This window comes from Xanthomonas hortorum (assembly GCF_040279205.1).
Classification (GTDB): domain Bacteria; phylum Pseudomonadota; class Gammaproteobacteria; order Xanthomonadales; family Xanthomonadaceae; genus Xanthomonas; species Xanthomonas hortorum_F.
Window position 1 is genome coordinate 81,823 of sequence record NZ_JBEOLS010000006.1, and the last position, 23,734, is coordinate 105,556.

20 protein-coding genes, 1 other RNA gene and 1 pseudogene are annotated in these 23,734 nt (G+C 64.2%); 15 read left to right on the forward strand and 7 right to left on the reverse strand.

Annotated elements, in window-relative coordinates; genetic code table 11:
- The first annotated feature begins 113 nt into the window (after window positions 1-113).
- From ABS769_RS04475 to ABS769_RS04505, 7 genes are all read left to right on the forward strand, one after another.
- Window positions 114-734 (forward strand): TetR/AcrR family transcriptional regulator, encoded by a 621-nt coding sequence (locus tag ABS769_RS04475; RefSeq protein ID WP_317061102.1) that lies wholly within the window; start codon window positions 114-116, stop codon window positions 732-734.
- Window positions 731-1,612, forward strand: a complete 882-nt coding sequence (locus tag ABS769_RS04480) for an NAD-dependent protein deacetylase (RefSeq protein ID WP_317061093.1) — start codon at window positions 731-733, stop codon at window positions 1,610-1,612. Before ABS769_RS04475 ends, ABS769_RS04480 begins: the two co-directional genes overlap by 4 nt.
- A 60-nt stretch (window positions 1,613-1,672) precedes the next feature.
- Window positions 1,673-2,791: an NADH:flavin oxidoreductase/NADH oxidase gene (locus ABS769_RS04485; protein ID WP_317061103.1), complete on the forward strand. Its 1,119-nt coding sequence runs from the start codon at window positions 1,673-1,675 to the stop codon at window positions 2,789-2,791.
- Window positions 2,792-2,873: 82 nt separating this feature from the next.
- On the forward strand, window positions 2,874-3,752 hold the full coding sequence (locus tag ABS769_RS04490; RefSeq protein WP_317061094.1) for an NAD(P)-dependent oxidoreductase: 879 nt from the start codon (window positions 2,874-2,876) through the stop codon (window positions 3,750-3,752).
- Window positions 3,753-3,965: 213 nt separating this feature from the next.
- Entirely contained in the window at window positions 3,966-4,358 is a 393-nt protein-coding gene (locus ABS769_RS04495) for an XVIPCD domain-containing protein (RefSeq protein WP_317061095.1), read from the forward strand.
- A 68-nt stretch (window positions 4,359-4,426) separates the two neighbouring features.
- Window positions 4,427-5,278: a formyltetrahydrofolate deformylase gene (gene purU, locus ABS769_RS04500; RefSeq protein WP_317061104.1), complete on the forward strand. Its 852-nt coding sequence runs from the start codon at window positions 4,427-4,429 to the stop codon at window positions 5,276-5,278.
- A 143-nt stretch (window positions 5,279-5,421) separates the two neighbouring features.
- Window positions 5,422-6,561: an MFS transporter gene (locus ABS769_RS04505; RefSeq protein ID WP_317061096.1), complete on the forward strand. Its 1,140-nt coding sequence runs from the start codon at window positions 5,422-5,424 to the stop codon at window positions 6,559-6,561.
- A gap of 85 nt (window positions 6,562-6,646) precedes the next feature.
- On the opposite strand, the gene ABS769_RS04510 is transcribed toward ABS769_RS04505, so the two are convergent.
- Together ABS769_RS04510 and baeS are read right to left on the reverse strand one after the other, a co-directional pair.
- Window positions 6,647-7,348 (reverse strand): response regulator, encoded by a 702-nt coding sequence (locus ABS769_RS04510; protein WP_317061097.1) that lies wholly within the window; start codon window positions 7,346-7,348, stop codon window positions 6,647-6,649.
- Window positions 7,348-8,727, reverse strand: coding sequence for a sensor histidine kinase efflux regulator BaeS (gene baeS, locus ABS769_RS04515; protein WP_317061098.1), 1,380 nt, complete (start codon window positions 8,725-8,727; stop codon window positions 7,348-7,350). The genes ABS769_RS04510 and baeS overlap by 1 nt, the downstream gene beginning before the upstream one ends.
- Before the next feature lie 250 nt (window positions 8,728-8,977).
- Between baeS and ABS769_RS04520 the strand changes: the two genes are divergently transcribed.
- From ABS769_RS04520 to ABS769_RS04530, 3 genes are read left to right on the forward strand one after another with little or no spacing between them, the layout of a single operon-like run.
- Complete coding sequence (locus tag ABS769_RS04520) at window positions 8,978-10,270, forward strand: efflux RND transporter periplasmic adaptor subunit (protein ID WP_317061099.1); 1,293 nt, start codon at window positions 8,978-8,980, stop codon at window positions 10,268-10,270.
- A 9-nt stretch (window positions 10,271-10,279) separates the two neighbouring features.
- A complete protein-coding gene (locus ABS769_RS04525; RefSeq protein ID WP_317061100.1) occupies window positions 10,280-13,429 on the forward strand; it encodes an efflux RND transporter permease subunit in 3,150 nt (1,049 codons plus the stop codon).
- 8 nt (window positions 13,430-13,437) lie between these two features.
- A complete protein-coding gene (locus ABS769_RS04530; RefSeq protein ID WP_317061105.1) occupies window positions 13,438-14,859 on the forward strand; it encodes an efflux transporter outer membrane subunit in 1,422 nt (473 codons plus the stop codon).
- A 610-nt stretch (window positions 14,860-15,469) separates the two neighbouring features.
- Here ABS769_RS04530 and ABS769_RS04535 read toward each other — a convergent pair.
- The 4 genes and pseudogenes from ABS769_RS04535 to ABS769_RS04550 all read right to left on the reverse strand — a co-directional run.
- A pseudogene (locus tag ABS769_RS04535) lies at window positions 15,470-15,706 on the reverse strand (choice-of-anchor X domain-containing protein); the annotation flags it as partial.
- 10 nt (window positions 15,707-15,716) lie between these two features.
- A protein-coding gene (locus ABS769_RS04540) for an IS5 family transposase (protein WP_350498088.1) occupies window positions 15,717-16,480 on the reverse strand; the annotation gives its coding sequence in 2 pieces (ribosomal slippage) (window positions 15,717-16,165 and window positions 16,165-16,480; 765 coding nt in all).
- A 10-nt stretch (window positions 16,481-16,490) separates the two neighbouring features.
- Window positions 16,491-16,694, reverse strand: coding sequence for a hypothetical protein (locus ABS769_RS04545; RefSeq protein WP_317062775.1), 204 nt, complete (start codon window positions 16,692-16,694; stop codon window positions 16,491-16,493).
- Between the two features lie 180 nt (window positions 16,695-16,874).
- Window positions 16,875-17,489 carry a hypothetical protein gene (locus ABS769_RS04550; RefSeq protein WP_317062774.1) on the reverse strand — a complete coding sequence of 205 codons (615 nt, stop codon included), beginning with the start codon at window positions 17,487-17,489 and terminating at the stop codon, window positions 16,875-16,877.
- 343 nt (window positions 17,490-17,832) lie between these two features.
- Between ABS769_RS04550 and ABS769_RS04555 the strand changes: the two genes are divergently transcribed.
- The 5 genes from ABS769_RS04555 to ABS769_RS04575 all read left to right on the forward strand — a co-directional run bounded on the left by ABS769_RS04555 (window position 17,833) and on the right by ABS769_RS04575 (window position 22,503).
- A complete protein-coding gene (locus tag ABS769_RS04555) occupies window positions 17,833-18,231 on the forward strand; it encodes a BlaI/MecI/CopY family transcriptional regulator (protein WP_180336578.1) in 399 nt (132 codons plus the stop codon).
- A 3-nt stretch (window positions 18,232-18,234) separates the two neighbouring features.
- On the forward strand, window positions 18,235-19,920 hold the full coding sequence (locus tag ABS769_RS04560) for a M56 family metallopeptidase (RefSeq protein ID WP_317062773.1): 1,686 nt from the start codon (window positions 18,235-18,237) through the stop codon (window positions 19,918-19,920).
- 62 nt (window positions 19,921-19,982) lie between these two features.
- Window positions 19,983-20,059, forward strand: a non-coding RNA gene (locus tag ABS769_RS04565) — sX9 sRNA.
- A gap of 708 nt (window positions 20,060-20,767) precedes the next feature.
- A complete protein-coding gene (locus ABS769_RS04570) occupies window positions 20,768-21,277 on the forward strand; it encodes a hypothetical protein (RefSeq protein ID WP_434801680.1) in 510 nt (169 codons plus the stop codon).
- A gap of 95 nt (window positions 21,278-21,372) precedes the next feature.
- Window positions 21,373-22,503: a saccharopine dehydrogenase family protein gene (locus ABS769_RS04575; RefSeq protein ID WP_350498089.1), complete on the forward strand. Its 1,131-nt coding sequence runs from the start codon at window positions 21,373-21,375 to the stop codon at window positions 22,501-22,503.
- Between the two features lie 425 nt (window positions 22,504-22,928).
- Here ABS769_RS04575 and ABS769_RS04580 read toward each other — a convergent pair whose 3' ends face one another.
- Window positions 22,929-23,726 carry a DUF1868 domain-containing protein gene (locus tag ABS769_RS04580; RefSeq protein WP_350498090.1) on the reverse strand — a complete coding sequence of 266 codons (798 nt, stop codon included), beginning with the start codon at window positions 23,724-23,726 and terminating at the stop codon, window positions 22,929-22,931.
- Window positions 23,727-23,734 lie beyond the last annotated feature (8 nt).

Sequence of the window (23,734 nt, forward strand, 5' to 3'; positions counted from 1 at the left end):
GCAGCGCAACAGGCGCGGAGCTGGACAGAAGACGCTTCCTTGGAATCACCAAGAAGGCCCCCCAGACTAGGTGTCATCCGACAGTGTGTACATTCGCATTCGTGAGCACCTCCTTGCCGCTGCAAAAAACGCGTAAATCCCCGCAGCAAGCGCGTTCGCGCGCCACCGTGGATGTCATCCGCCAGGCCAGCATTCAGGTTTTGGTGGCCGACGGACTGCAGGGTTGCACCACCACGCGGGTGGCCGAGCGCGCCGGTGTGTCGGTGGGCAGCGTGTACCAGTACTACCCGAACCGTCAGGCCATGTTGACCGCCTTGCTGGACTGGCATCTGCAGGCGGTGATCCATGCGGTGGAACAGGCCTGCGCGCAACACCATGGGCACACGCTCGCGCAGCAATGCGAGGCGCTGGTGCATGCCTTCGTACAGGCCAAATTGCAGCACGTGGATGTCTCACGCGCGTTGTATGCGATCTCCGAATTGCATGGTGGCGCCGCATTGGGATCGCAGGCGCGCAAGCGCTCGCAGCACGCGTTTGCGGCTGCGCTCGCCACTGCCTCGGATGTGCGCTTCGACGACTGCGAGGCAGTGGCCGAGATCGGTATGGCCGCCATCACCGGGCCGCTGAGAAGCCTGCTGGAAGATGGTGCGCCAGCGGCGCGTGTTGCACCGCTACAGGCGCAACTGGTGCTGTTGCTGCACAGTTATCTCATCGCCACCGGAGTTGCACGATGACTGCGGCACTCGTTCAGGACAGCTACGTGCTGCAGGACTTCATCGAGCGCCATCGGCGCCTGTTCGTGCTCACGGGTGCCGGTTGCAGCACCGATTCGGGCATCCCCGATTACCGCGATCTGCAAGGCGGCTGGAAGCGTCCGCAACCGGTGACCTTCCAGGCCTTCATGGGTGAGCTGTCCACGCGGCAGCGGTATTGGGCGCGCAGTCTGGTCGGCTGGCCGCGCTTCGGCCTGGCGCAACCCAACGCCACCCATCACGCACTTGCCGCGCTGGAAGCGCGTGGCCAGCTGGAGCTGCTGCTGACGCAAAATGTGGATCGCCTGCATCAGGCCGCCGGCAGCCAGGCGGTGATCGATCTGCATGGACGGCTGGATGTGGTGCGCTGCATGGGTTGCGAACGCCGCATGCCACGCACCGAGTTTCAGGGGTTGCTCGAACAGGCCAACCCCGGTTGGGCCGAGCTGGAGGCCGCGCAGGCGCCCGATGGCGATGCCGATCTGGACGATGTGGCCTTCGACAGTTTTGCGGTGCCGCCATGCCCGGTGTGCGGCGGCGTGCTCAAGCCGGATGTGGTGTTCTTCGGCGAGAACGTGCCGCGCGAGCGCGTGGAGAGTGCGTTTGCGCATCTGCAGGCGGCCGATGCGGTGCTGGTGGTGGGCTCGTCGCTGATGGTGTATTCGGGCTTTCGTTTCGTGCAGACCGCGGCACGAAACGGCTTGCCGATTGCCGCGCTCAACTTCGGGCGCACCCGTGCCGACGAACTGCTCAGTCTGAAGGTGGAGCAGTCGTGCGCGCAGGCCTTGGCGTTCCTGCATGCGCCGGTCGACCCGCCGCGGACGCGCGGCGTCAATGACGTGAGTGCGCGTTCGGCATGACGCAGTGATCCATCGCAGCGGTTGTGCGCACGCGCGCGGCGCAGTGCAATGGGCATCCCCGTGTCATCTGTGGATGCCCCCTTGAGCCAGCTGTTCTCCCCCATTCGCTTCGGTCCGCTTGCGCTTGCCAACCGGATCGTCATCGCCCCGATGTGCCAGTACTCCGCACAGGACGGCCGCGCCAGCGACTGGCACCGCATCCATCTGGGCACCTTGTCGCAATCCGGTGCCGGCCTGCTGATTCTGGAAGCGGCCGCAGTGCAGCCGCAGGGGCGCATCTCCTACGCCGATCTGGGCTTGTACGACGACGCCACCGAGCAGGCGTTGGACGAGGTGCTGCAATCGGTACGGCGCTGGTCGCCGATGCCGATCGGCATTCAATTGGCACATGCCGGGCGCAAGGCCTCCACCGATCTGCCTTGGAAAGGTGGCGAGGCGATTGCGCCGGATCACGCGCATGGCTGGCAGACCGTTTCTGCGTCGGCCGTGCCGTTTCGCGAGAATCAGCCGTTGCCGCAGGCGCTGGATGAAGCCGGCATCGATGCGGTGGTCGATGCATTTGTCACCTCGGCACAGCGCGCCGAGCGTTTGGGCCTTGAGTTGATCGAGCTGCACGCCGCGCATGGCTATCTGATGCATCAGTTCCTGTCGCCGCTGAGCAATCAGCGCAGCGATGCGTATGGCGGTTCGTTGGAGAACCGCATGCGGTTGACCTTGCGCATCTTCGATGCGGTGCGTGCGGCGGTGTCGGACAAGATCGCCATCGGCGTGCGGATTTCTGCCACCGATTGGGTGGAGGGCGGTTGGGATCTTGCGCAGAGCATTGCCTTGTCAAAAGCGCTGGATGCACGCGGTGCGCATTACATCCATGTCTCCAGCGGCGGGCTGGATCCGCGCCAGCAGATTCCGGTGCAGGCCGGCTATCAGATTCCGTTTGCGCAGCAGATCAAGGCGCAGGTCGACACGCCGGTGATCGGCGTGGGCCTGATCACCGAGCCGGCGCAGGCCGAGGCGATTGTGCAAGACGGGCAGGCCGATGCCATCGCACTGGCGCGCGGCATTCTGTACGACCCGCGCTGGCCGTGGCATGCGGCCGCTGCACTCGGTGCCTCGGTTACGCCCGCGCCGCAATATCTGCGCTGCGAGCCACGTGAGGCGCGCGGCGTGTTCGCCAGCTGATTTACGCTGGTGGTGGTAAACAAGCAGAGCGGGCCGGTGTTTGGATCGCCGCTCTTGACGCAAGATCGCATAAGGAAAACAGATGCCGATAGGATTTCTGGGCTTGGGCACGATGGGCCTGCCGATGGCACACAACCTGCTGCGCGGCGGGTTCGAGCTGAGTGTGTGGAATCGCTCGCCCGAGCGCGCGCAGTCGCTGCGGCAGGCCGGTGCAACGGTGGTGGACGCACCACGCGACGCTGCACACGGCCCGCTGTTGTTCTCGATGCTGGCCGACGACAACGCGGTGCGTGAAACCCTGCTGGAACGCGGTGTGCTGGACGCGCTGCCGGCTGGCAGCGTGCACGTCAATATGGCCACCATCTCGGTGGCGTTGGCGCACGAGTTGACCGCCTTGCATGCCGAACGCGGCGTGGCCTACGTGGCCGCACCCGTACTCGGCCGCGTCGATGTGGCCGAAGCCGGCAAGCTCAACATTCTGGCCGCTGGCGACGAGGCGGCATTGGCGCGCGTGCAGCCGATGTTCGATGTGCTCGGCCAACGCACCTGGGAGATCGGCCGCACCCCCGAGCAGGCCAATGCGGTCAAGTTGGCGGCCAACTTCTGCCTGGCCAGTGCGATCGGCGCCATGGCCGAAGCCAGCGCGCTGGCACGCGGCCACGGCGTGGAGGCCACCCAGTTCCTGGGCATGCTCACCAGCACCTTGTTCGCCGCGCCGGCGTATCAGGGCTACGGCCGCTTAATCATGCAACGCGAGTATTTGCCGGCCGGCTTCACCGCCACGCTGGGCCGCAAGGATGTGGATCTGGCGATCCAGGCCGGCGCCGACAAGCAGGTGCCGATGCCGTTGGGCGAGTTGCTGCGTTCCGGCCTGGACGAGGCGATCGCGCATGGCGACGGCAACGCCGACTGGGCGGTGCTGGCAGAGGTCTCGGCACGTCGGGCAGGGCAGGTGGCCTGATCGCAGCGCAGGGGCGCGAGTGGGTTGCGCGCATCGTGCTTCGCTTGAAGGCGATGCGCGATGCATCTTGCTCACCCCAACATGCAGCAGACCTTCTAAAATGCCGGCTCGTTATAGCCGCCGCTCCAGGGAGGATGCGATGCGACACCTGCATATCACGCTCGGTTCGACCGAGCGCACACCGCGCGCACTTGCCTGCGCCGGTGCTACACGATGACCGCCGCACCGGTCGTCGACCACGGCCCGGTAGGCCCGGAGCATCCCGAGCATCCGGACCATTATCTGTTCGCGCAGATCCGCGAAGCGGTGGCGGTGCTCGATGCCGAGTTGAACAAACCCACCGACGAGGCCAGCGTGCGCATGGCCGCGCGTCTGTTGCCGCTGGCCAAACAGCACGGCTTCGATCAGGTGGACTACGTGGTGCTCAGCCGGCATGTCGGCGAAGTGGGCGAGAACGTGTTCCTGGTGCGTGGCGAGCTCTCCGACCCCGCGCATCTGCGCGCCCACATCACCACGCACGAAGCGATGGAAACCTCCGTTGAGGCATCGATGGCGCAACTGGACGAGATCAATCGGCGGCTGATGCTGCGCCTGCCGCCGCGCTGAGTCGGATGTAAAAGTTACGGGCGCAAGCACCGCGCCCGCAGCTGCGCGCATTGGCTATCATTGTGCAGATGCGCTCCGACTACATCCTTACCCTGTCCTGTCCCGACCGTACCGGCATCGTCTATCGCGTGACCGGGCTGTTGTTCGATCTGGCCTGCAATATTCTCGACGCGCAGCAGTTCGGCGACGACGAAAGCGGCCGCTTCTTTCTGCGCGTGCACTTCAACAAGCCGCAGGCCACCGAGATCGCCGGTCTGGAGCGGCGCTTCGCGCTGCTGGCCGACGAATTCCAGATGCAGTGGCAACTACACGACGCGCGCCGTCGCGCGCGCTTGCTGGTGCTGGTGAGCAAGCAGGGGCATTGCCTCAACGATCTGCTGTTCCGCATGCATAGCCGGCAACTGCCGGTGGACATCGCCGCGGTGGTCTCCAACCACGCCGACTTCGCGCCGCTGGCGGCCTCTTACGGCATTGCCTTCCACCATCTGCCGGTAACGGCAGACACGCGCGCTGCGCAGGAAGCGCAATTGCTCGCACTGGTCGAGGCCTTGCAGATCGATCTGGTGGTGCTGGCGCGCTACATGCAGATTCTTTCGCCGGAACTGTGCCGCGCATTGGCCGGGCGCGCGATCAATATCCATCACAGCTTTTTGCCCAGCTTCAAGGGTGCGCAGCCGTATCACCAGGCGCACGCGCGCGGGGTCAAGATCATCGGCGCCACCGCGCATTACGTCACCGAAGACCTGGACGAAGGCCCGATCATCGAACAGGACGTGGCGCGCGTGGATCACGCAATGACGCCGCGCGATCTGGTGCGGCTGGGCAGCGATACCGAATCGCTGGTGCTTGCGCGTGCGGTGCGTCGTCATGTGGAACATCGCGTGGTACTCAATGGCCATCGCACGGTGGTGTTTCGCTAGCGGTTGATGCGTCTCATCCCATCGGCCAGGGACGGTTACAGCAAGCGTGGTGGAGCAGTGGTCACGCCACGCTTCAACCAGCGAGCGCCGGCTTGGCGGCCCCGTTGCCGTTTCTGTTCGCCGCTCCTATCGGAATTGTTTGCATGTCGCTTGCACCTATCTCCAGCGCTCGCGCGCAACAACACGCCACGCGCGCAGCGTTCTTCATTCCCGGCTTTGCTGCGGCCATCTGGGCGGTGCTGGTGCCGTTCGCCAAGGCCAGGACTGGCGTGGACGATGGTGCGCTCGGGTTGATCCTGCTGTGCCTGGGCGCAGGCTCGTTTCTGGCGATGCCGCTGGCCGGCGCCCTGTCGGCGCCCTTCGGCTTTCGCACGGTGATGGCGGTGACGACTGCATTGATCTGCATCAGCCTGCCGTTTCTGGCCGTTGTCGCCAACCCGTGGATGCTGGGCGCGGTGCTGTTCGTGTTCGGCGCCGGCGTGGGCGCGATGGATTGCGCGATGAACATGCAGGCGGTGGTGGTCGAACGCGATGCCAAGCGCGCGATGATGTCCGGATTCCATGCGTTTTTCAGCATCGGCGGCTTTGTCGGTGCCGGTGCGATGACGCTGCTGTTGTCGGCGCGCATTGGTCCGCTGAGCGCTGCGATCGCCGGTGTGATTGCCATGCTGCTTGTCGGTGCACTGTCCGTCCGGCATTGGCGTGCCGAGCGCATCTCACAGCAGGGGCCGTTACTCGCGCTGCCCAAGGGCATCGTGCTGTTTATCGGCATTCTGGCGTTTGTGGTGTTTCTGGCCGAGGGCACCATTCTGGACTGGAGCTCGGTGTTCCTGGCCGATGTGCACCAGGTCAACCCGAGCACCGCCGGCCTGGGCTATGTGGCGTTTGCGTTGACCATGACGGTGACCCGTCTGTTGGGCGACTCGGTGGTGGAGCGGCTGGGGCGCATCCGCTCGATCGTGCTTGGCGCGCTGCTGGCCAGTGCGGGTTTTCTGGTGCTCACGTTGGTGAGCCCGTGGCAGGCCTCGTTGGCCGGTTACGTGTTGGTGGGGCTGGGTTGCGCCAATATCGTGCCGGCCTTGTTCTCGCTGGCCGGCAACCAGACGCGCATGCCGGAGAGCATCGCCATCACTGCAGTCACGACATTGGGTTACGCCGGCATTCTGGCCGGGCCGGCATTGATCGGGTTCGCCGCCCACGGCATTGGCCTGGTCGGTGCCTTGATCGGCGTTGCGGTGCTGATGGTGGGCGTGGCGATTTCCACGCGGTGGTTGAAGGTGTGAGTGATGGGTGTCACCTGCCTGTCGTTGATGGGTTATCGGTAAAGCGTCGCGCGCGGGCGCGCTCCTACCAAGGGCGGAGCGGGGATTACGCCTCGGTGGGTAAATACTCGAAGCGATAGCCCACGCCGTACACCGAGCGCACCCACTCTTCGCCGCCCACATCGGCTAGTTTGCGGCGCAGATTCTTGATATGGCTGTCCACGGTGCGGTCGGTGACGATGCGGTGGTCCACGTACACGCGGTCCATCAGCTGTTCGCGCGAATACACGCGGCCCGGCGACGCGGAGAGCGTACGTAGCAGGCGGAATTCGACCTGCGTGAGATCCAGGTCGCGTCCGGCCACGCTGGCCCGGCAGGCGGCCTCGTCGATGACCAGGCCGTGCGTTGGCTCGCTGTTGGGATCATGCCGGTGCCGGCGTAGCACCGCGCGTACGCGCGCGATCACCTCGCGCGGGCTGAAGGGTTTGCAGATGTAATCGTCGGCGCCGATCTCCAACCCGAGCAGGCGGTCGATCTCTTCGGCGCGCGCAGTCACCATGATCACCGGTACCGTGCTGAGGCTGCGCAGTTCGCGGCAGATGTCCAGGCCATCGCGATTTGGCAGCATCAGATCGAGCAACAACAGATCCGGCGCCTGCGCGCGAAACGCTGCGATCGCCTGCGCGCCATCGGCCACCCAATGATGCGAATAGCCGGCCGCGTGCAGATACTCGCCCAGCACCGCGGCCAGTCGCGGTTCGTCTTCGACGATGAGCACATGTGCGGCCGGTGCGGTCTGGGTGTCCATTACGCCTCCAATGCCGGCAGCCGCAGCGTCACGCGCAGGCCGCCCAATGGCGAAGCGGTCGCGTGGATCTCGCCCTCGTGCGCGCCGACGATATTGCGGCAGATCGCCAGGCCCAGCCCGCTGCCACCGCTGGCGCGATTGCGCGACCCTTCCACGCGATAGAAGCGCTCGAACAGGCGATCCAGCTTGTCTGCCGGCACACCGGGCGCGCTGTCTTCCACCACGATTTCCACTGCATGCCCGCGTCGTGCGCAGTGCACAACGAGTTGGCCGCCGGCATCGGTATAGCGCAACGAATTTTCCAGCAGATTGGAGAGCAACTGCTGCAGGCGGCGCTCATCGCCGTTGACGTGCAGTGGCGCATCGATGCCGTCGGCGCGCAGCGTGAGCCCCGCTGCAGCGATGCGCATCTGCATGCCGGCCAGTGTGGATTGCAACACCACACTCAGATCGATCGGCGCGCGCCGATACGCCAACGCGCCCACATCGGTCAGCGACAGGTCGTAGAGATCTTCGATCAGCTTGCCGAGTTGGCCGACCTCCTGATGCAGCGAGGTCAGCGACTCACGCGTCATCGGCCGGATACCGTCCTGCAGCGCTTCCAGTTCGGCGCGCAGTACCGCCAGTGGCGTGCGCAGTTCGTGCGAGACATCGGCCATGAAATCGCGGCGTGCGCGCTCGTTGTTGTCCAGTGCCTGTGCCAGCTGGTTGAAGTCGCGCGCGAGCTGGTCGAGTTCATCGCGCATGCCCGCGTGCAATCGCGTGCCGTAGTCGCCGGCGGCCAGGCGATGGGTTGCCACGGTCAAACCACGCAGGCGGCGCAACAAGGTGCGCGACAACAGCCAGCCAAACAGCGCAGCGACACCGATCGATGCCGCGCCCACTGTCCACCACACACGTTGCTGGGCTTGAAAGAAGCGTGCGTCGTTGGCGGTCAGCACTTTCTCGAACGGCAGCATGCCCATCCAGCCCACCGTCTGCCCGCGCACCACCACCGGGCGCAGCGTGTCGGTGCGGCTGACATCGGGGTTGCCGATGATCACGCGGTAATCGCGATCCAGTAGCGCGAAGCGAAACACTGCGCCGGTCTGATCGGAGATCGGCGGCGCGCGCGGTGGCAGATTTTGCGCCAGCTCCGGGCGCATCAGCACGAACCAGGCATCGGGATTGTCGCGGATGAAGTTCCAGTCGCCATGCTTGGCGTAATCGGCCTGCACGCGCGGCAACACTTCCATCATCCGCTCGATGCCTTGCTCGCTCAGATAGTCGAGAAACTGCTTTCTGAGCAACAGCTGTCCGGCCAGGCCATTGATCAGCAGCACCGCGATACAGGCGCTGAGGATGGCGAGAAAGAGTTTGGCGGTGATTCCGAGTTTCATCGACGTTGGGAGAACCTTGTTGCGAATGAGGTCACGCACGTGCGCTTGCTGAAATGACTGCTTGCATTGAATGGCGACTGCAGCGGCGTCGACTGCAGACGCCAAGTGCGCCGTCTGTCTTGCACATCCGTATTGGGACTTCATTAAACCTCGAAAGCAAGCGGCTACTGTCTGTCAAAGCAAATCTTCAAATTTGCTCCATATTCGCAGCGTAGCGTGCGCATCCTCCGATCATTCCCGAGTGCGCCGCATGCGTTCCGTCGCTTCTTCCCGTTCTGTCGTGGTACCGCGCCAATGGCTGCTGGCCGCCATGATCACCGTCGCGCTGGCGGCCTGTTCGCCTGCGCAAGCGCCGCAGCAGCGGCAAGTGGAAGTGGGCGTGCAACGCGTGGACGTGCAGCGCCTGGCGCTGGACCAGACCCTGCCCGGCCGCACCGTTGCCTATCAAAGCGCGCAGGTGCGCCCGCAGGTGGGCGGTATCCTGCGCAAGCGGCTGTTTACCGAAGGCGAGCAGGTGCAGGCCGGGCAAGTGCTGTATCAGATCGAACCAGCCGCGTTCCAGGCCGCGTATGCCTCCGCGCAGGGCGAGCTGGCGCAGGCGCAAGCGGCAGTGCTCTCGGCCAAGCCCAAGGCGCAGCGGTATCAGACGCTGGTCAAGCTGGATGCTGTGAGTCAGCAGGATGGCGATGATGCGATTGCCACGTTGCGTCAGAACGAGGCCGCGGTGACTGCCGCAAAGGCCGCGTTGCAGACCGCAAAACTCAATCTGGATTTCACCCGCATCACCGCGCCGATCAGCGGCCGTATCGGCACCTCAAGCTTTACCCCGGGCGCACTGGTCACTGCCGATCAGACCGATGTGCTGACCACCATCAACCAGCTCGACCCGATCTATGTGGATGTCAGCCAATCCAGCGCGCAGCTGCTGCAGTTGCGCCGCAAGCTCGACGCCGGCCAGGTCAAGGCAGTGGACGGCAAGGCCGAGGTCAGGTTGCTGCTGGAAGACGGCAGCGCTTACGCGCGTACCGGCACGCTGGAAGTGGTGGACACCGCAGTGGATGCCACCACCGGCACGGTGAAACTGCGTGCGGTGATTCCAAATCCGGACCATCTGCTGTTGCCCGGCATGTACGTCAAGGCGGTGCTGTCGATGGCCGTCAACGAGCAGGCGATCCTGGTGCCGCAGCAGGCCGTCACCCGCAACAGCAAGGGCGAGGCGGTGGCGATGGTGGTCGGTGCCGACGGCAAGGTGGCGCAGCGCGTGCTCAAGACCGGCGATGCAGTGGGCGATCGCTGGGTGGTCAGCGAAGGATTGTCTGCAGGCGAGAGCGTGATCGTGCAGGGCCTGCAGAAAATCCAGGTCGGCATGCCGGTGAAGACGCGCGAAGTAAAGGCCGCTGCGGCCACACCAGCTGCAGCGGCGCCGGTTGCACCTACACCGGTTGCACCCGCAGCGGTGACGCCGAGTGCACCCGCCGCAGCTAAGCCCAATGCCAAGCCAACGCCCGCAACGCCGGCCAGCGCCACGCCCAAGGCCGACTGAGGAACTCTTATGGCTCGTTTCTTTATCGACCGCCCCATCTTCGCGTGGGTCATCGCCATCGTCATCACGCTGGCCGGCGCGATCTCGATCTTCTCGCTGCCGCTGGAGCAATACCCGGACATCGCACCGCCCTCGGTGACGGTCAGCGCCACCTACACCGGCGCCTCTGCAGAGACCGTGCAAAACTCGGTCACGCAGATCCTCGAGCAGCAGATGACCGGTCTGGACAATCTGCTCTACATGTCCTCCAGCAGCAGCTCGGCAGGCACCGCGCAACTCACGCTCACCTTCGACTCCGGCACCGACCCGGATACCGCGCAGGTGCAGGTGCAAAACAAGGTATCGCAAGGCGAGGCGTTGCTGCCCGACGAGGTCAAGACCAACGGCATCACGGTGACCAAATCGGCCAGCGGCAGCATGTTCATGGTGCTGGCCTTCACCTCCGAAGACGCCAGCATGGACAGCACCGACATCGGCGACTACATGGTGTCCTCGTTGCAGGACCCGATCAGCCGCCTCAACGGCATCGGCAGCGTCAACGTGTTCGGCGCCGAATACGCGATGCGCGTATGGCTGGATCCGGAAAAACTGCACACCTACGCGTTGATGCCATCGGATGTGAGCACGGCCATCGCCGCGCAGAACGCCGATGTGTCCTCCGGCGCGCTGGGTGCATTGCCGGCGCTGCAAGGCCAGCAGTTGAACGCCACGGTAACCTCGCGCAGCAAGCTGCGCACGCCGGCGCAGTTCGAGAACATCGTGCTCAAGTCCGATGCCAGCGGCGCCACCGTGTACCTGCGCGATGTCGCACGGGTGGAGCTGGGCTCGGAATCCTACGGCTCCAGTTCCAAGTTCAACGGCAAGGCCGCCTCGGGCATGGGCCTGCAGCTGGCGACCGGCGCCAATGCGCTGGACGCCGCCAAACTGGTGGAGGCCAAGCTCGACGCGCTCAAGCCGTACTTCCCGGCCGGGCTGAAGTACGAGGTCGCCTACGACACCACACCGTTCGTGCGTATCTCCATCGAGGAAGTGGTCAAGACCCTGATCGAAGCGATCGTGCTGGTGGTCGTGGTGATGTATCTGTTCCTGCAGAACTGGCGTGCCACGCTGGTGCCGGTGATCGCGGTGCCGGTGGTGTTGATGGGCACCTTCGGCGTGTTGTCGCTGCTGGGTTTTTCGATCAACACGCTGACCATGTTCGCGATGGTGCTGGCGATCGGCTTGTTGGTCGACGATGCCATCGTGGTGGTGGAAAACGTCGAGCGGCTGATGGCCGAGCAGGGCATGTCGCCGCGAGAGGCCACGCATACCTCGATGGGCCAGATCACCGGCGCGTTGGTCGGTATCGCGCTGGTGCTCACGGCGGTGTTCCTGCCGATGGCCTTCTTCGGCGGTGCCACCGGCGAGATCTATCGGCAGTTCTCGGTGACGATTGCCGCGGCGATGATCCTGTCGCTGGTGGTCGCACTGACCTTGAGCCCTGCGCTATGCGCTACCTTGCTCAAGCCCATCGACAAGGGCGGCCATGTCTCGCGCAAGGGCGTGCTGGGCAGGTTCTTCACCTGGTTCAACACGCGCTTCGATCGCGGCACCGACAGCTACGGGCGCGGTGTGGAGCGCATCGTCAGCCATCGCAAGCTGGGCTCGCTGATCTATGTGGTGCTGCTGGTGGTGCTGGGCCTGCTGTTCTGGCGCCTGCCCAGCGCGTTCCTGCCCGAAGAAGACCAGGGCATGCTGATGGTGATGTTCAGCGCACCGGCCGGCGCCACGCAGCAACGTACCCAGCAGTCGATCGACCAGGCCACCCAGTTCATCCTCAAGCAACCGGAAGTGCAGGGCATCATGACCATCTCCGGTTTCAGCCTGGCCGGTAGCAGCCAGAACTCGGGCATGGGTTTTATCCGTCTGAAGGACTGGGCCGACCGCGACGGCTCGGCGCAGGAAGTGGCGCAACGCATCACCGGCGCGATGATGATGACGTTGCCGGATGCGCAGGTGTTTGCGTTGACGCCACCGGCCATCAACGGGCTGGGCACCAGCTCCGGATTCACCCTGCAGTTGCAGGATGCCGCCGGCAACGGACACGAGGCCTTGGTGGAAGCACGCAAGCAATTGCTGCAGCTGGCCAACGGCAATCAGAGCCTGAGTGCAGTGCGCTTCAACGGGCTGGACGATGCGCCCACCTACCGCGTGCAGATCGACGACGCCAAGGCCGGCGCGTTGGGCGTTGCTGCGGCCGACATCAACACCACCTTGTCCACGGTGATGGGCGGGCGCTACGTCAACGACTTCCTCAACAACAACCGGGTCAAGCGTGTGTACGTGCAGGGCGAAGCATCTGCACGCATGTTGCCCAGCGATATCGACCGCTGGTACGTGCGCAACAGCGACGCCGCGATGGTGCCGTTCTCGGCCTTCGCCAGCAGTGCCTGGGCGTACGCACCGCAAGTGCTGACGCGCTTCAACGGCAGCGAATCGATGGAAATCACCGGCAGCGCCGCACCGGGCATCAGCTCGGGCGATGCGATGACCGCAGTGGCCGGCGAAGTTGCTGGAATGGGCAAGGGCGTGGGTTACGCCTGGTCGGGCATGTCGTATCAGGAGCAGGCCGCCGGCACCCAGACCTGGATGTTGTATGCGGTGTCGCTGGTGTTCGTGTTCCTGTGTCTGGCGGCGCTGTACGAGAGCTGGTCGATCCCGATCTCGGTGATGCTGGCGGTGCCGGTAGGCATTGTCGGCGCGCTGCTGGCGACCTGGATGCGCGATCTGTCCAACGATATCTACTTCCAGGTGGGCTTGCTGGCGACGATGGGGCTGGCCGCCAAGAACGGCATCCTGATCGTGGAATTTGCAAAAGAACTGGAAGAAAAAGGCCAGCCGTTGATCGAAGCCACCTTGCATGCCGCCCGCATGCGTTTGCGCCCGATCCTGATGACCTCGCTGGCCTTCATGCTCGGCGTGCTGCCGATGGTGATCAGCAGCGGTGCCGGCTCCGGTGGGCGTCATTCGCTGGGCACCGGCGTGCTCGGCGGCACCCTGGCCTCCACGTTGCTGGGCATCTTCTTCGTGCCGCTGTTCTACGTGATGGTGCGCAGCCTGTTTCCGGGTAAAGCCGCCGATCACTCCACCGTCGTCCGTACGTCCGAGGTGACCCCGTGAAGCGCAACCTGTCCGTAAGTCTGGCGGTAGCCTGTGCCATCGCATTGAGTGGCTGCGTCAGCATGGCGCCGCGGTATGCACGCCCGGATGCGCCGGTGCCCAGCGTTGTCGGCGACACCGGCAGCGCGGATAGCACTACGTCCAGTGCAGCTGCGCTGGATTGGCGGCAAGTGCTGGTCGACCCACGCCTGCAGCAAGTGGTCGCACTGGCGCTGGACAACAATCGCGATCTACGCGTGGCGGTGCTCAACATCGAACAGGCGCGTGCGCAGTACCGCATTCAACGTGCGGACCTGTTCCCGGCGGTAGATGTCACCGTCTCGCACAGTGCGCAACGTGCTGCGGCAGCGACCAGTTTCACCGGTGCGCCGCAGATCATCCGCAGCGCCACCGGGCAAGTGGGCATCACCAGTTGGGAGCTGGATCTGTTCGGGCGCATCCGCAGCCTCAAGAACGAGGCGCTGGAAACCTATCTCGCCAGCGAGCAGACCCAGCGCAGCACGCGTCTGAGCCTGGTGGCCGAAGTGGCCAGCGGCTGGCTCACCGTGGCTGCCGATCAGCAGCGGCTGGCGCTTGCCCAGCAGACGCTGGAGAGCCAACGCAAGACGCTCCGCCTGACCGAGTTGCAACACGATAACGGCATCGTCTCCGGGTTGGATCTGGCGCAGATCCAGACCAGTGTGGAAAGTGCGCGTGCCGATGTGGCCAGTTTCACCACCCAGCTGGCGCAGTCACGCAATGCCCTGAATCTGGTCGCCGGCACACAGGTGCCAGCGGCATTGTTGCCGGCTGCCGATGCGATCGATACCGGTGTGGCATTGGCACCGCTACCGGCCCAGCTGGAATCGCGCGTGCTGCTGCAGCGCCCGGACGTGTTGTCGGCCGAACACACCCTCAAGGCCGCCAATGCCGACATCGGCGCCGCCCGCGCCGCGTTCTTCCCCACCATCTCGCTCACTGGCAACGTCGGGCGCGGCAGCGATGCCTTGTCCAGCCTGTTCGAGGGCGACCACACCTGGTCGTTCTCGCCCAGCGTCAGCGTGCCGATCTTCCGTGCCGGCGCCTTGAAGGCCGAACTGGACGTGGCCAAGCTGCAGAAAGACATCACCGTAGCCCAGTACGAACTGGCGATCCAGACTGCCTTCAGCGAAGTGGCCGATGCACTAGCCGAACGCACACAGCTGGACGAGCGCATGGACGCGCAACGCGCCCTGGTCGATGCCGCACAACGCGGCTTCACCCTGTCGGATGCGCGCTATCGCAATGGTGTGGACAGTTACCTGGTGGCGCTGGACGCGCAACGCACGCTCTATAGCGCGCAACAGACCCTGATCAGTCTGCGTCTGACCGAAGCGAGCAATCGGGTGAGCCTGTACAAGGTGCTCGGCGGTGGAGCCGATGCGCAGTCGCAACCGTTGGCGCAACAGTAGCCCTGCATGGAGGCGAGAGCGTCGGGGAGTCGAGTGCGCGGCGCCCTCACCGCTCGCGGGACACGCCGCAAGTACGTCCATGTAGGCTCGGTGGCGGCATCCATGCCGCCACACGGTCCCGCAAGCGGTGAGGACACCGCACCAGAAAGTGAGTCGGTTGCTTTGTTGAAAGCCTGCCTGTTAATCGCGCTGCATTCGGCAGCTGTAGGACGCGCCGTCATTCAAACAATTTATGTCGTGCATTACTTGCACCTCGCACACCGGCCATCTCCACTGGTCCTTGCCCGCTCACCGTCGCGGGACCTTACGCGGCATGGATGCCGCGTAAGAGCCTACATGGACGTACTTGCGGCGTGTCCCGCGGTGGTGGGCGGGCAAGGGCCCTGCAGCAAACCCGCAGATCATCCGCTCTAAAAGCCGACGCACCCACACCGTTCAATCACCTCAAGGCAGCCGAGACTTGCGCTGCAGCATCGTTTTGCTGTTCCAACCCGAACATGTCGAGCGTGCGATGCCCCAACTCTTGCGCGACAGGCCCTGAATCCATCTCGACACTTCGCGATGGCCGACGCAAACGCCGGCCATCGCATTGCACGCCGCTAAAAACGCATTACTTCGCAGCGTTGGCGTTCATCACCGCATTGCGGCTAGCATCCAGATACTGCGCCGGATCACGCATGCCGGTGGTGTGGCATTGCCCCGTGGTGTGGCCGCGATTCACCCCGCCCGGTAGCTGCGCGTTGACCTGCTCCACCGTGCCGTCTTCCGGATCGTTCAACACCAGATCCGAGGCCGCATTGCAGTAGTCGTTGGTGTACCAGTTGGTCTTGGCGAACGAGGTCGTGTACTAGGGCCTGTTAACACATCCGAAGCCCATCAACGACTAGGACGAAGCTGAGGAATCCAAGGAACATGACATCCAGCTTGTCGAAGCGCGAGAAAATCCGGCGGTAGCCTTTCAAGCGACGGAACAGTCTCTCCACTTCGTTGCGCCGCTTGTACATCTGCCGGTTGTATTCCCAAGGCTCGACCCGATTGGATTTCGGCGGGACCACCGGCACGAAGCCAAGATCGAGTGCTAACTGGCGGGTTTCGTTGCCTTCGTAAGCACGGTCCATCAACAAATGAATCGGCCGCTCCACTGGCCCCAGGTGTTCAAGCAACGCGCGGCCTGCAGGTGCGTCATGCACGTTGCCAGGCGTCAATCCAAAGGTGATGGCTGTTCGAGCATCTGCGGCAACCATATGAATCTTGGTGTTCCATCCACCGCGGGACTTGCCGACGGCCTGCGGGCCGTTTTTTTTAATGCACCCGTGCCATCGGGATGCACCTTGACGCTGGTGGAGTCCAGCGAGACTGCTTCGATTTTGATGCGCACGATCTGGGATTTCTGCAATTGGGCGAACATCCGGTCCAGCACACCCGCCTTGGCCCAACGGTTCATGCGTGTGTAGACCGTATGCCAGTTGCCAAAGCGCTTGGGTAGGCCGCGCCATTTGCAGCCATGCTCGGCAACGTAAAGGATGGCGTTGACCACTTGCAGGTTGGTCATGCTGACATTGCCGCGCTGCGCCGGCAGGCAGTGTTCGATTAGAGAAAATTGTGCTGGCGTGATCTCCATGCACGATAGTTTAATCGCTCGGGCCATTAGTGTTAACAGGCCCTAATGCGAAGACATCAGAAGAAAAAGGACAGTCGAGCTTCATTGATGCGATGACGTCATCGCCATGGACTTTGACTCCAGCCGAATCCATCACGGCAACGTCATTCAGGTTCAGGGTGGTTGGCTTACCTGCCTTGGCCTCGATCAGTTCCTGATAGGAGAGTGGATCCACGGTCCAACGCGCAAGGCGATAGCTCTCTTTGGCTCCTTCATCACAAATGTCCAGCACAGGGGTGCCGGTAGGATCGGTCCGCGGGGTAACGACGAGCCGTTTGAAGGACAGGTTAGGCTCCCGGACCGGGCGGGAGTTTGGTGGGATCGCCTGATCGCCTCCGGTCCCCACCTCACACACTCATGGCTGGGGCTGACCTTCATGCTGTGGAAGTCCAGCGATCAGGGTGTATTGAATGCCGCGCTTGTTGAACTCCTCTTGCATCCAGAAGGTAGCTTTGATGGTGAGGAGTGCGCACATAATGAACAACTTTTTGGAGCTGCTCGATGACCAGCCGTGGACCTGATGGACACGAACGCCGTCTTGATCCAGACCGGAACTTTCGATCACGAACTCGCAGCAGCTCAGGACCTGAGCCTCTGGGACACTATTGTCGATCAGCGTCGACAATGATTCGAGATCCCCCGGTGAGGCCTTGAAGTTCAGCCTATGGGAGTACTTATTCCTGGTCACGTTCAACTTACCAAAGGCGCGAAATAGATCGCTTCCCATCCCCAGGTTTTTTGCAATCTGTAGTTTCGTCTTAAATGGCACAAATTCGAGATCGCTAAACAAATCCTCTACCCCTGCGATTTTGGAGCACCAGATGTTGAGAAACTCTTCCATGATCAGATGGAACTTCAGCGCGACTCCCGCTTCGTCGGTTGAGTTCAACATAGAAAGGAATGTTTCGTGATCGAAGATTTTGGTGAACTCGCCGCCGACCGCAATGTGTGAATTTCCTATCTCATTCATTATTCCCCCTTACTTCCTGAAGATCTCCCACTTGTCCTCACCATATCAAAGTCAGCGACAACCATCAGTCACCAGACTCTAGTCAGAGCAAGAGGCAACTTCTCGCTTGCAACCCGCAAAAGTCCCCTACGGCCAGATGCGGGCATTCACTCGACGTCCGCTTTAGGTCTCTTCAAGCCCAGATCGCACATGTCTTGGCAATACAAGCCGGCAGGACGCCATAGTCCGTCCGAACCCAACCAAACTATGGTGTTCTCCTCAGTCGCAGCGCCCACTCGCACCCCTGCCATCCGACCTATTGACTACACCTGTCGCCAGGCTTACGGTAGCGACAACTGTAGTCATGGAGAACGGCATGCGCGGCAAGACCATCGGGGACCAGGAGCTGGCCCTGCTGCAACACATCGAAGAACAGCGGCACGCCAGTGTCGGCGAAGTGGCGGCCGCGTTCGGTGAGCCGCGCGGGCTGGCGCGCTCCACCGTGCTGACCATGATGGAGCGGCTACGCGCCAAGGGCTTTTTGCGCCGCAAGCAGGTGGACGGCATGTACCGCTACAGCGCCACCACCGGCCAGGACGATGTGGTGCGCTCGGCTGTGGGGCAGTTCGTGGAAAAGACCTTGCAGGGCTCGGTGTCGCCGTTCGTGGCGTGGATGTCGCAGCGCGCCGAAGTCAGCGATACCGAGCTGGCCGAACTCGAAGCGTTGGTCGCCAAGCTGCAATCGCAGCGCAAGGAGGATTGAGCCATGTCGCCTCTGATCGAATCGCTGTTATGGAAACTCGGCGCCACCAGTGTGCAGACCGCGGTGCTGACACTTGCGGTGTGGGCGCTGTGTCGCGGGGTGAAGCGCTTGCCGGCCACCACGCAAACCTGGCTGTGGTGGTTGGTGGGCGTGCAGGCGGTGGTTGGCCTGCTGTGGAACGCACCGCTTCAGTTGCCGGTGTTGCCGGCGCACACGGTTGCATCTGCGCTTGGCAGCGCCGATGCGTTGGTGCCGATGGCCACGGCCACGGCCGCCGCATCGACAGCCGCCGCTGCCAGCGCGACGGCGCACGCCATGGATGTCGCGGTCTGGTCGTCGTGGGCCACGTGGTTGTTTGCGGTATGGGCGGCTGGCGTGCTGGTGATCTCGGCCGGCACGGTCCGCGCGTATTGGCGCAGCCGTGCGTTGGTGCGCGCTGCCCAGCCGTGCACCGACAAGGCGTTGGTGCAGGCACTGCAGATGGCGGCCGAGGCGCACGGCTTGTCGCACCCACCCGCGTTGCGGCTGTCCTCGCAGATCGATTCGCCGCAGTTGATCGGTCCGTGGCGGCCGGTGTTGCTGTTCCCGGCCAAGCGCCTGGCGCAGATGGCCGACGACGACCTGGACATGGCGCTGACCCACGAGTTGATCCACCTGCGCCGCCGCGACCTGTGGTGGGGGCTGCTGCCGTCGCTGGCCCAGCATCTGTTCTTCTTCCATCCGCTGGTGCACCTGGCCGCCCGTGAATACGCCATTGCCCGCGAAGCGGCCTGCGATGCGGCCGTGGTCGCCGGGCATCGCCATTGCCGTCATGACTATGGACGCCTGCTGCTGCAGTTCGGGGTGTCGCCACGTCCGCTCGGTGGCGTGGCAAGTGCCTCGCCGTCGTTTATCAGCTTGAAGCGCAGGCTGGTGATGTTGCAGGACACCAGCGCCTTTCCGCGGCTGGCCGCAGCGGTGATCCTGGCGACGGTGGCCGTCGCCGGCGTGATGCCGCTGCGCCTGGTCGCAATGCCGGTGCCGGCAACGTCCACCAGCATGCGGCCCATCGTGGTGACCGCCCCGGCAGCGCAGCGCACGCCCGGTACGCCCGGCGGTGTGTCGTTGGTGGATGCCGCAGCGCCGATGAGCGCACTGCCTGCACCGGCGCTGCCCGCACTGCCTGCGGCACCAGCCGCCCCGGCTTCGCACGGTGTCATCGCCGATGTACTGGGCGCCGCGTCACTCCCTGGCGCAGATGTGGATGCAACGCAGAACGGCTGGGATGAGCTGGACCGCGTCAGCCGCGAGGCCGCCGCCACGGCCCTGCGTGACGCGCAGAGCGCCATGCACGCGCTGGGTACCGACAATAGCGACCTTGAACGTCGGCAGGAACAGATGCAGGACGCGCAGGACGCACTGCAGGAAGCGCGCGAACAGCTGGCGTCATTAGGCCCGGAACTGGCGCAGGCCAAACAGGACGCGCAACAGCAGGCGCGCGAAGCCGAGCAACAGATCCGCGAGATGGCGCAGCAGCATCGCCAGGCGCAGTACGCGTATGCCGCTGCGGTGCGCCAAGCGGCCGCGCTGTCCCGGCAGCAGGCCGAGATGGGCAAACAGGCCGCACGTCGGGCCCGCATCGAGGCTGCGCGCGGGCAGAAGGAAGCGGCGCAAGCGCAGGCAGACGCCGAAGACGCGCAGAACAACTAGGAGTCAGTAACGCCACGACTGCGCTCACCGCCACGTGAGCACGGCCGCTGTGCGGAGTCGTCATTCACCACGCGCACGCACTGGTTCTGAGCGCACCATCCGCACCGAGCTGACGGCCGCTCGCTCCGTCATGCTGGCGACCCCAGATCGCCGAACACAGCGAGCCAACAGTCGCGAGCTCGCTGCAGACCGCACCTTGCGTCAGCACCGTCTCTAGCGGCCACGCCTCGGCAACGTGTGGTGTGCAGTCACCGATCCGCTCCTGGCCGTGCACGGCCGGCAGATCCGTGGCAGCGGTAATGACACCAAGCACCTGCCGGCATCGTGCGATCGCATCGCGCCAGGCAGCACCTGCATCGACACGGGCTCGCCACAGCCCGGCACTTCCTGCGTGACGACGCTGCGCAGCGTCGGCAACGCCGTGGCCGCGTGATCGCTGTGTCCCACCCCGTCTGCGTGTGCCGCGCAGGCGGTACCTACCGAGCTGTGACCTTCGTGGAGATCTCTCATGATCCAGACCGCTTCCCCATTGCTGTGCCTACGTACCGCGCTGCTGCTGGCTACCGCCGCACTCGCTGGTCCCTCGCTGATCGCAACTGCAACTGCAACCGCGCCTGCATCGCATCCGCTTGCGTTGGCTGTGGTGCCCGCATCGCCTGTCATACCGGCGCTGCCCGCGCCTGTAGTTTCTCCTGTCGCGCCAACCGCGATTGCGCCAACAGCGCCTTTGGCACCCGTCGCATCCAATGCATCCAATGCAGTACCAGCCCCGGTCGCACCGCGAGCCACAGCAAACGCACCGTGCGGCAAAGCCGTCGCAACCAACCAGGACGAAGGCGATGCCTATGTGTTGGTGCACGGCGAGCATCAGGTGATGCATGGCTCGCGCAGCGATCTGCAGACCGCACGCGCGTATGCCGGCAATGGCCAGCGCGTGTTGTGGTTCCGCGCCGATGGCGTGCAATACCTGGTGCGTAATCCGACGCTGATGCATCGGCTGAGCGCGGCGCATGTCCGCAGCCAGCAACTGGCCGACGCCCAGGCCACATTGGCGGCACGTCAGCATGCGCTGAGCGAGCGCCAGGCCGCACTGGCCGCACAGCTCTCTGCACAGACCGAGCCGCGTGCGCTCCAGGCCTCGACACGCACGCAATCTGCCGCTGCATCCGCATCCTCGCAACAGGGTGCGATGCCCGAGGCGCTGCAGGCATTGGCCAGGGAGCAACGTGCATTGGCCGACAGGCAGGCCGTGTTGGCGACCAAGCAGGCCGGTGCCTCCAAGCTCGCCACGCGCGAAGCGCTGAAGGTGCTGCGCGAGGCGTTGGACCGTGGCCTGGTGACACGGGTCTCCGGCTAGTCGCATCGTGTCGCCATCGTGCGCGGACAAGCTGGATGCGCTGGTGCCTGTCTGCTCGCCGATACTGTGCAACAGGCGCAGACGGCGAGCAGGCAATGACGTATCGGGTAGTGGTGCTTGGGGGCTTTGGGCATTTCGGCGCGCGCATCGTGCGGGCGCTGGCGGCAACGGCGCAGCTCCAGGTGATCGCGGCCGGGCGGCATCCCGGCGATGTGGCGGCCAAGTGGCCGGATGCCGTACCCGGCCGCATCTCCGCCTGCCGTTTGGATACCGAGGCAAGCGACTTCGCCGCGCAACTGGCGGCCACCGCGGCCGATGTGGTGGTGCATACCGCAGGCCCGTTCCAGGGTCAGGATTACGCCGTGGCGCGCAGCTGTCTGCAGTCCGGCATGCATTACATCGATCTGGCCGACGGGCGCGCGTTCGTACGCGATTTCCCGGCTGCACTGGATGCCGTGGCAAGGCAGGCGCAGCGTGTGGCCATCAGCGGCGCCAGCACCTTGCCCGCACTATCCAGCGCGGTCATCGACGCCTTGCTGCCGCGCTTTTCGGCGTTGCACGGCATCCGCATGGTCATTGCGCCCGCGCAAGGCACACCGCTGGGCCTGGCGACGGTGCGTGCGGTGTTGTCGTACTGCGGCACGCCGTTCGATTGGTGGCACGACGGCCGCTGGCAGACGGTGGTGGGCTGGGCCAGGCCCACACGCGTGCAGTTCGCCCAGCTTGCCCCACGCCTGGCGTCGCCATGCGATGTGTCCGACCACGATCTCTTGCTGCAGCGCTATCCCGGCGTGCAGAGCGTGCAGTTTCGCGCAGCGTTGGAGGTGACGTTTCTGCAGCGTTGTCTGGCTATCGTCGCCTGGCTGCGTCACCGCGGCGTGCCATTGCCGATGGCGCGGTTGGCGGAACTATTTGCACACGCCGCACGCTGGTTCGACCGCTTCGGCACCGACTTGGGCGGCATGCGCGTGGAGCTGCGTGGCACCGGGCATGACCAAACCAGCGATCGCCAACCGTTGCTTGTGCAGTGGGATCTCACCGCGCCGATGCTGCACGGCCCGGAGATTCCGTGTTTCGCTGCGATCCTGTTGGTGCGCAGGCTTGCCGCAGGGAAGGCGTTACCGATTGGCGCGCATGCCTGCATGGGTTTGTTGACGCTGGCCGAATTCGAGCAGGAGTTTGCGGCGTGGCAGATGACGACGGAGGTGTCGGAAGCGAGTGTGTGAGTACACGCTGTGCAATGCAGCTGCAGAAGCACGAATCACCAAACGGTGCGCAACAACTAAAACTATACGAACCACTAAGGTGCAATGGAGCAAAGCCCCTCTCCCCCCGGGAGAGGGGTTGGGGTGAGGGTACGGCAGCTAAAAATCCTAATTTCCTCCATTAACCACGCGCACAGATCTTGCCGTCACACGCAAAATTAAAAACGCTGCAAACGCCTGCCTAAATGAAAGGGTGCGCCTTGGCTGCAAATACCCCGGCAATTGTGAGTTGGCGAGATTGCGTACCCTCACCCCAGCCCCTGCTCCGCGCCCCGGCCCGCGCTTGCGGCGCGGGCGCTCCAAGGCACGCGCGCCAGTGGCACGCAAGCCGTGCCTTATCGCCCCGGAGGGAGAGGGGCTTCTGCATTCGCCATATAAGCCCAACTTCAAACCTCATACACCTCACGAAACGCGTCCATGTCCTTGAAAGTACAAAAGTGGAAACGCGGCACCGTGATCGGGCCTGCCGCCGCAAGCCGCTTCAACCAATCGCCCACCGCAAGGCGATAGGCCACCTGCTCGGCCGCATCGAGCGTCTCGCACAGGTAAGCCAACGAGATGTGGAAACGGAAATTGGTGTAATCCGGGCGCTGCAGTTTGGTCAACGTCATCAATGCCTGACGCGCCGTCTCCAAGCGCTGCGCGGTGGCTGCATCGGCAGGCAGCAACGGAATCAGCAGATTGTCGTGGCTGCCGGTCCTGGCCGCCGTGGGGTCGACCAGAAACCGGCACGCGCCGAGCGGTGCAGCATCGCGCTGCTGCAACCGCGCCAGGAAGCTGGCGTTGATGTCGGCCAACGCCACATCGCGCGCCAGATCGCTCGGCCATGGCCCGTGCGCGCGGTCGGTTTCATTGACCCCGCCCAGCAAGGTCACGTGATAGCTGCTCGGCGGCAACACGGCCAGCTTGTTGGCGAAGCGCTGCTCGGGCAATTCGCGGTAGATCTCCAGCACCCGGTCGAAACTGTCGTAGCCATCGCCCTGCTGTTCGAGATGGCCTACAAACGTATTGCCGGCAAATGGCATCGGCCGTTTCGAGCGCAGGAACTTGCGGCCCACATCCGGCGGCGGCGCTTTATCGGCGTGATCGGCGAGCACCGGCAACGCGGTGGACAGCAGCGAGGCGCCGGCAGCAGCGGCCAGCAGCCGGCGCCGGCTGAAGGTGGTATCCAGACATGGCGACATACACAGCT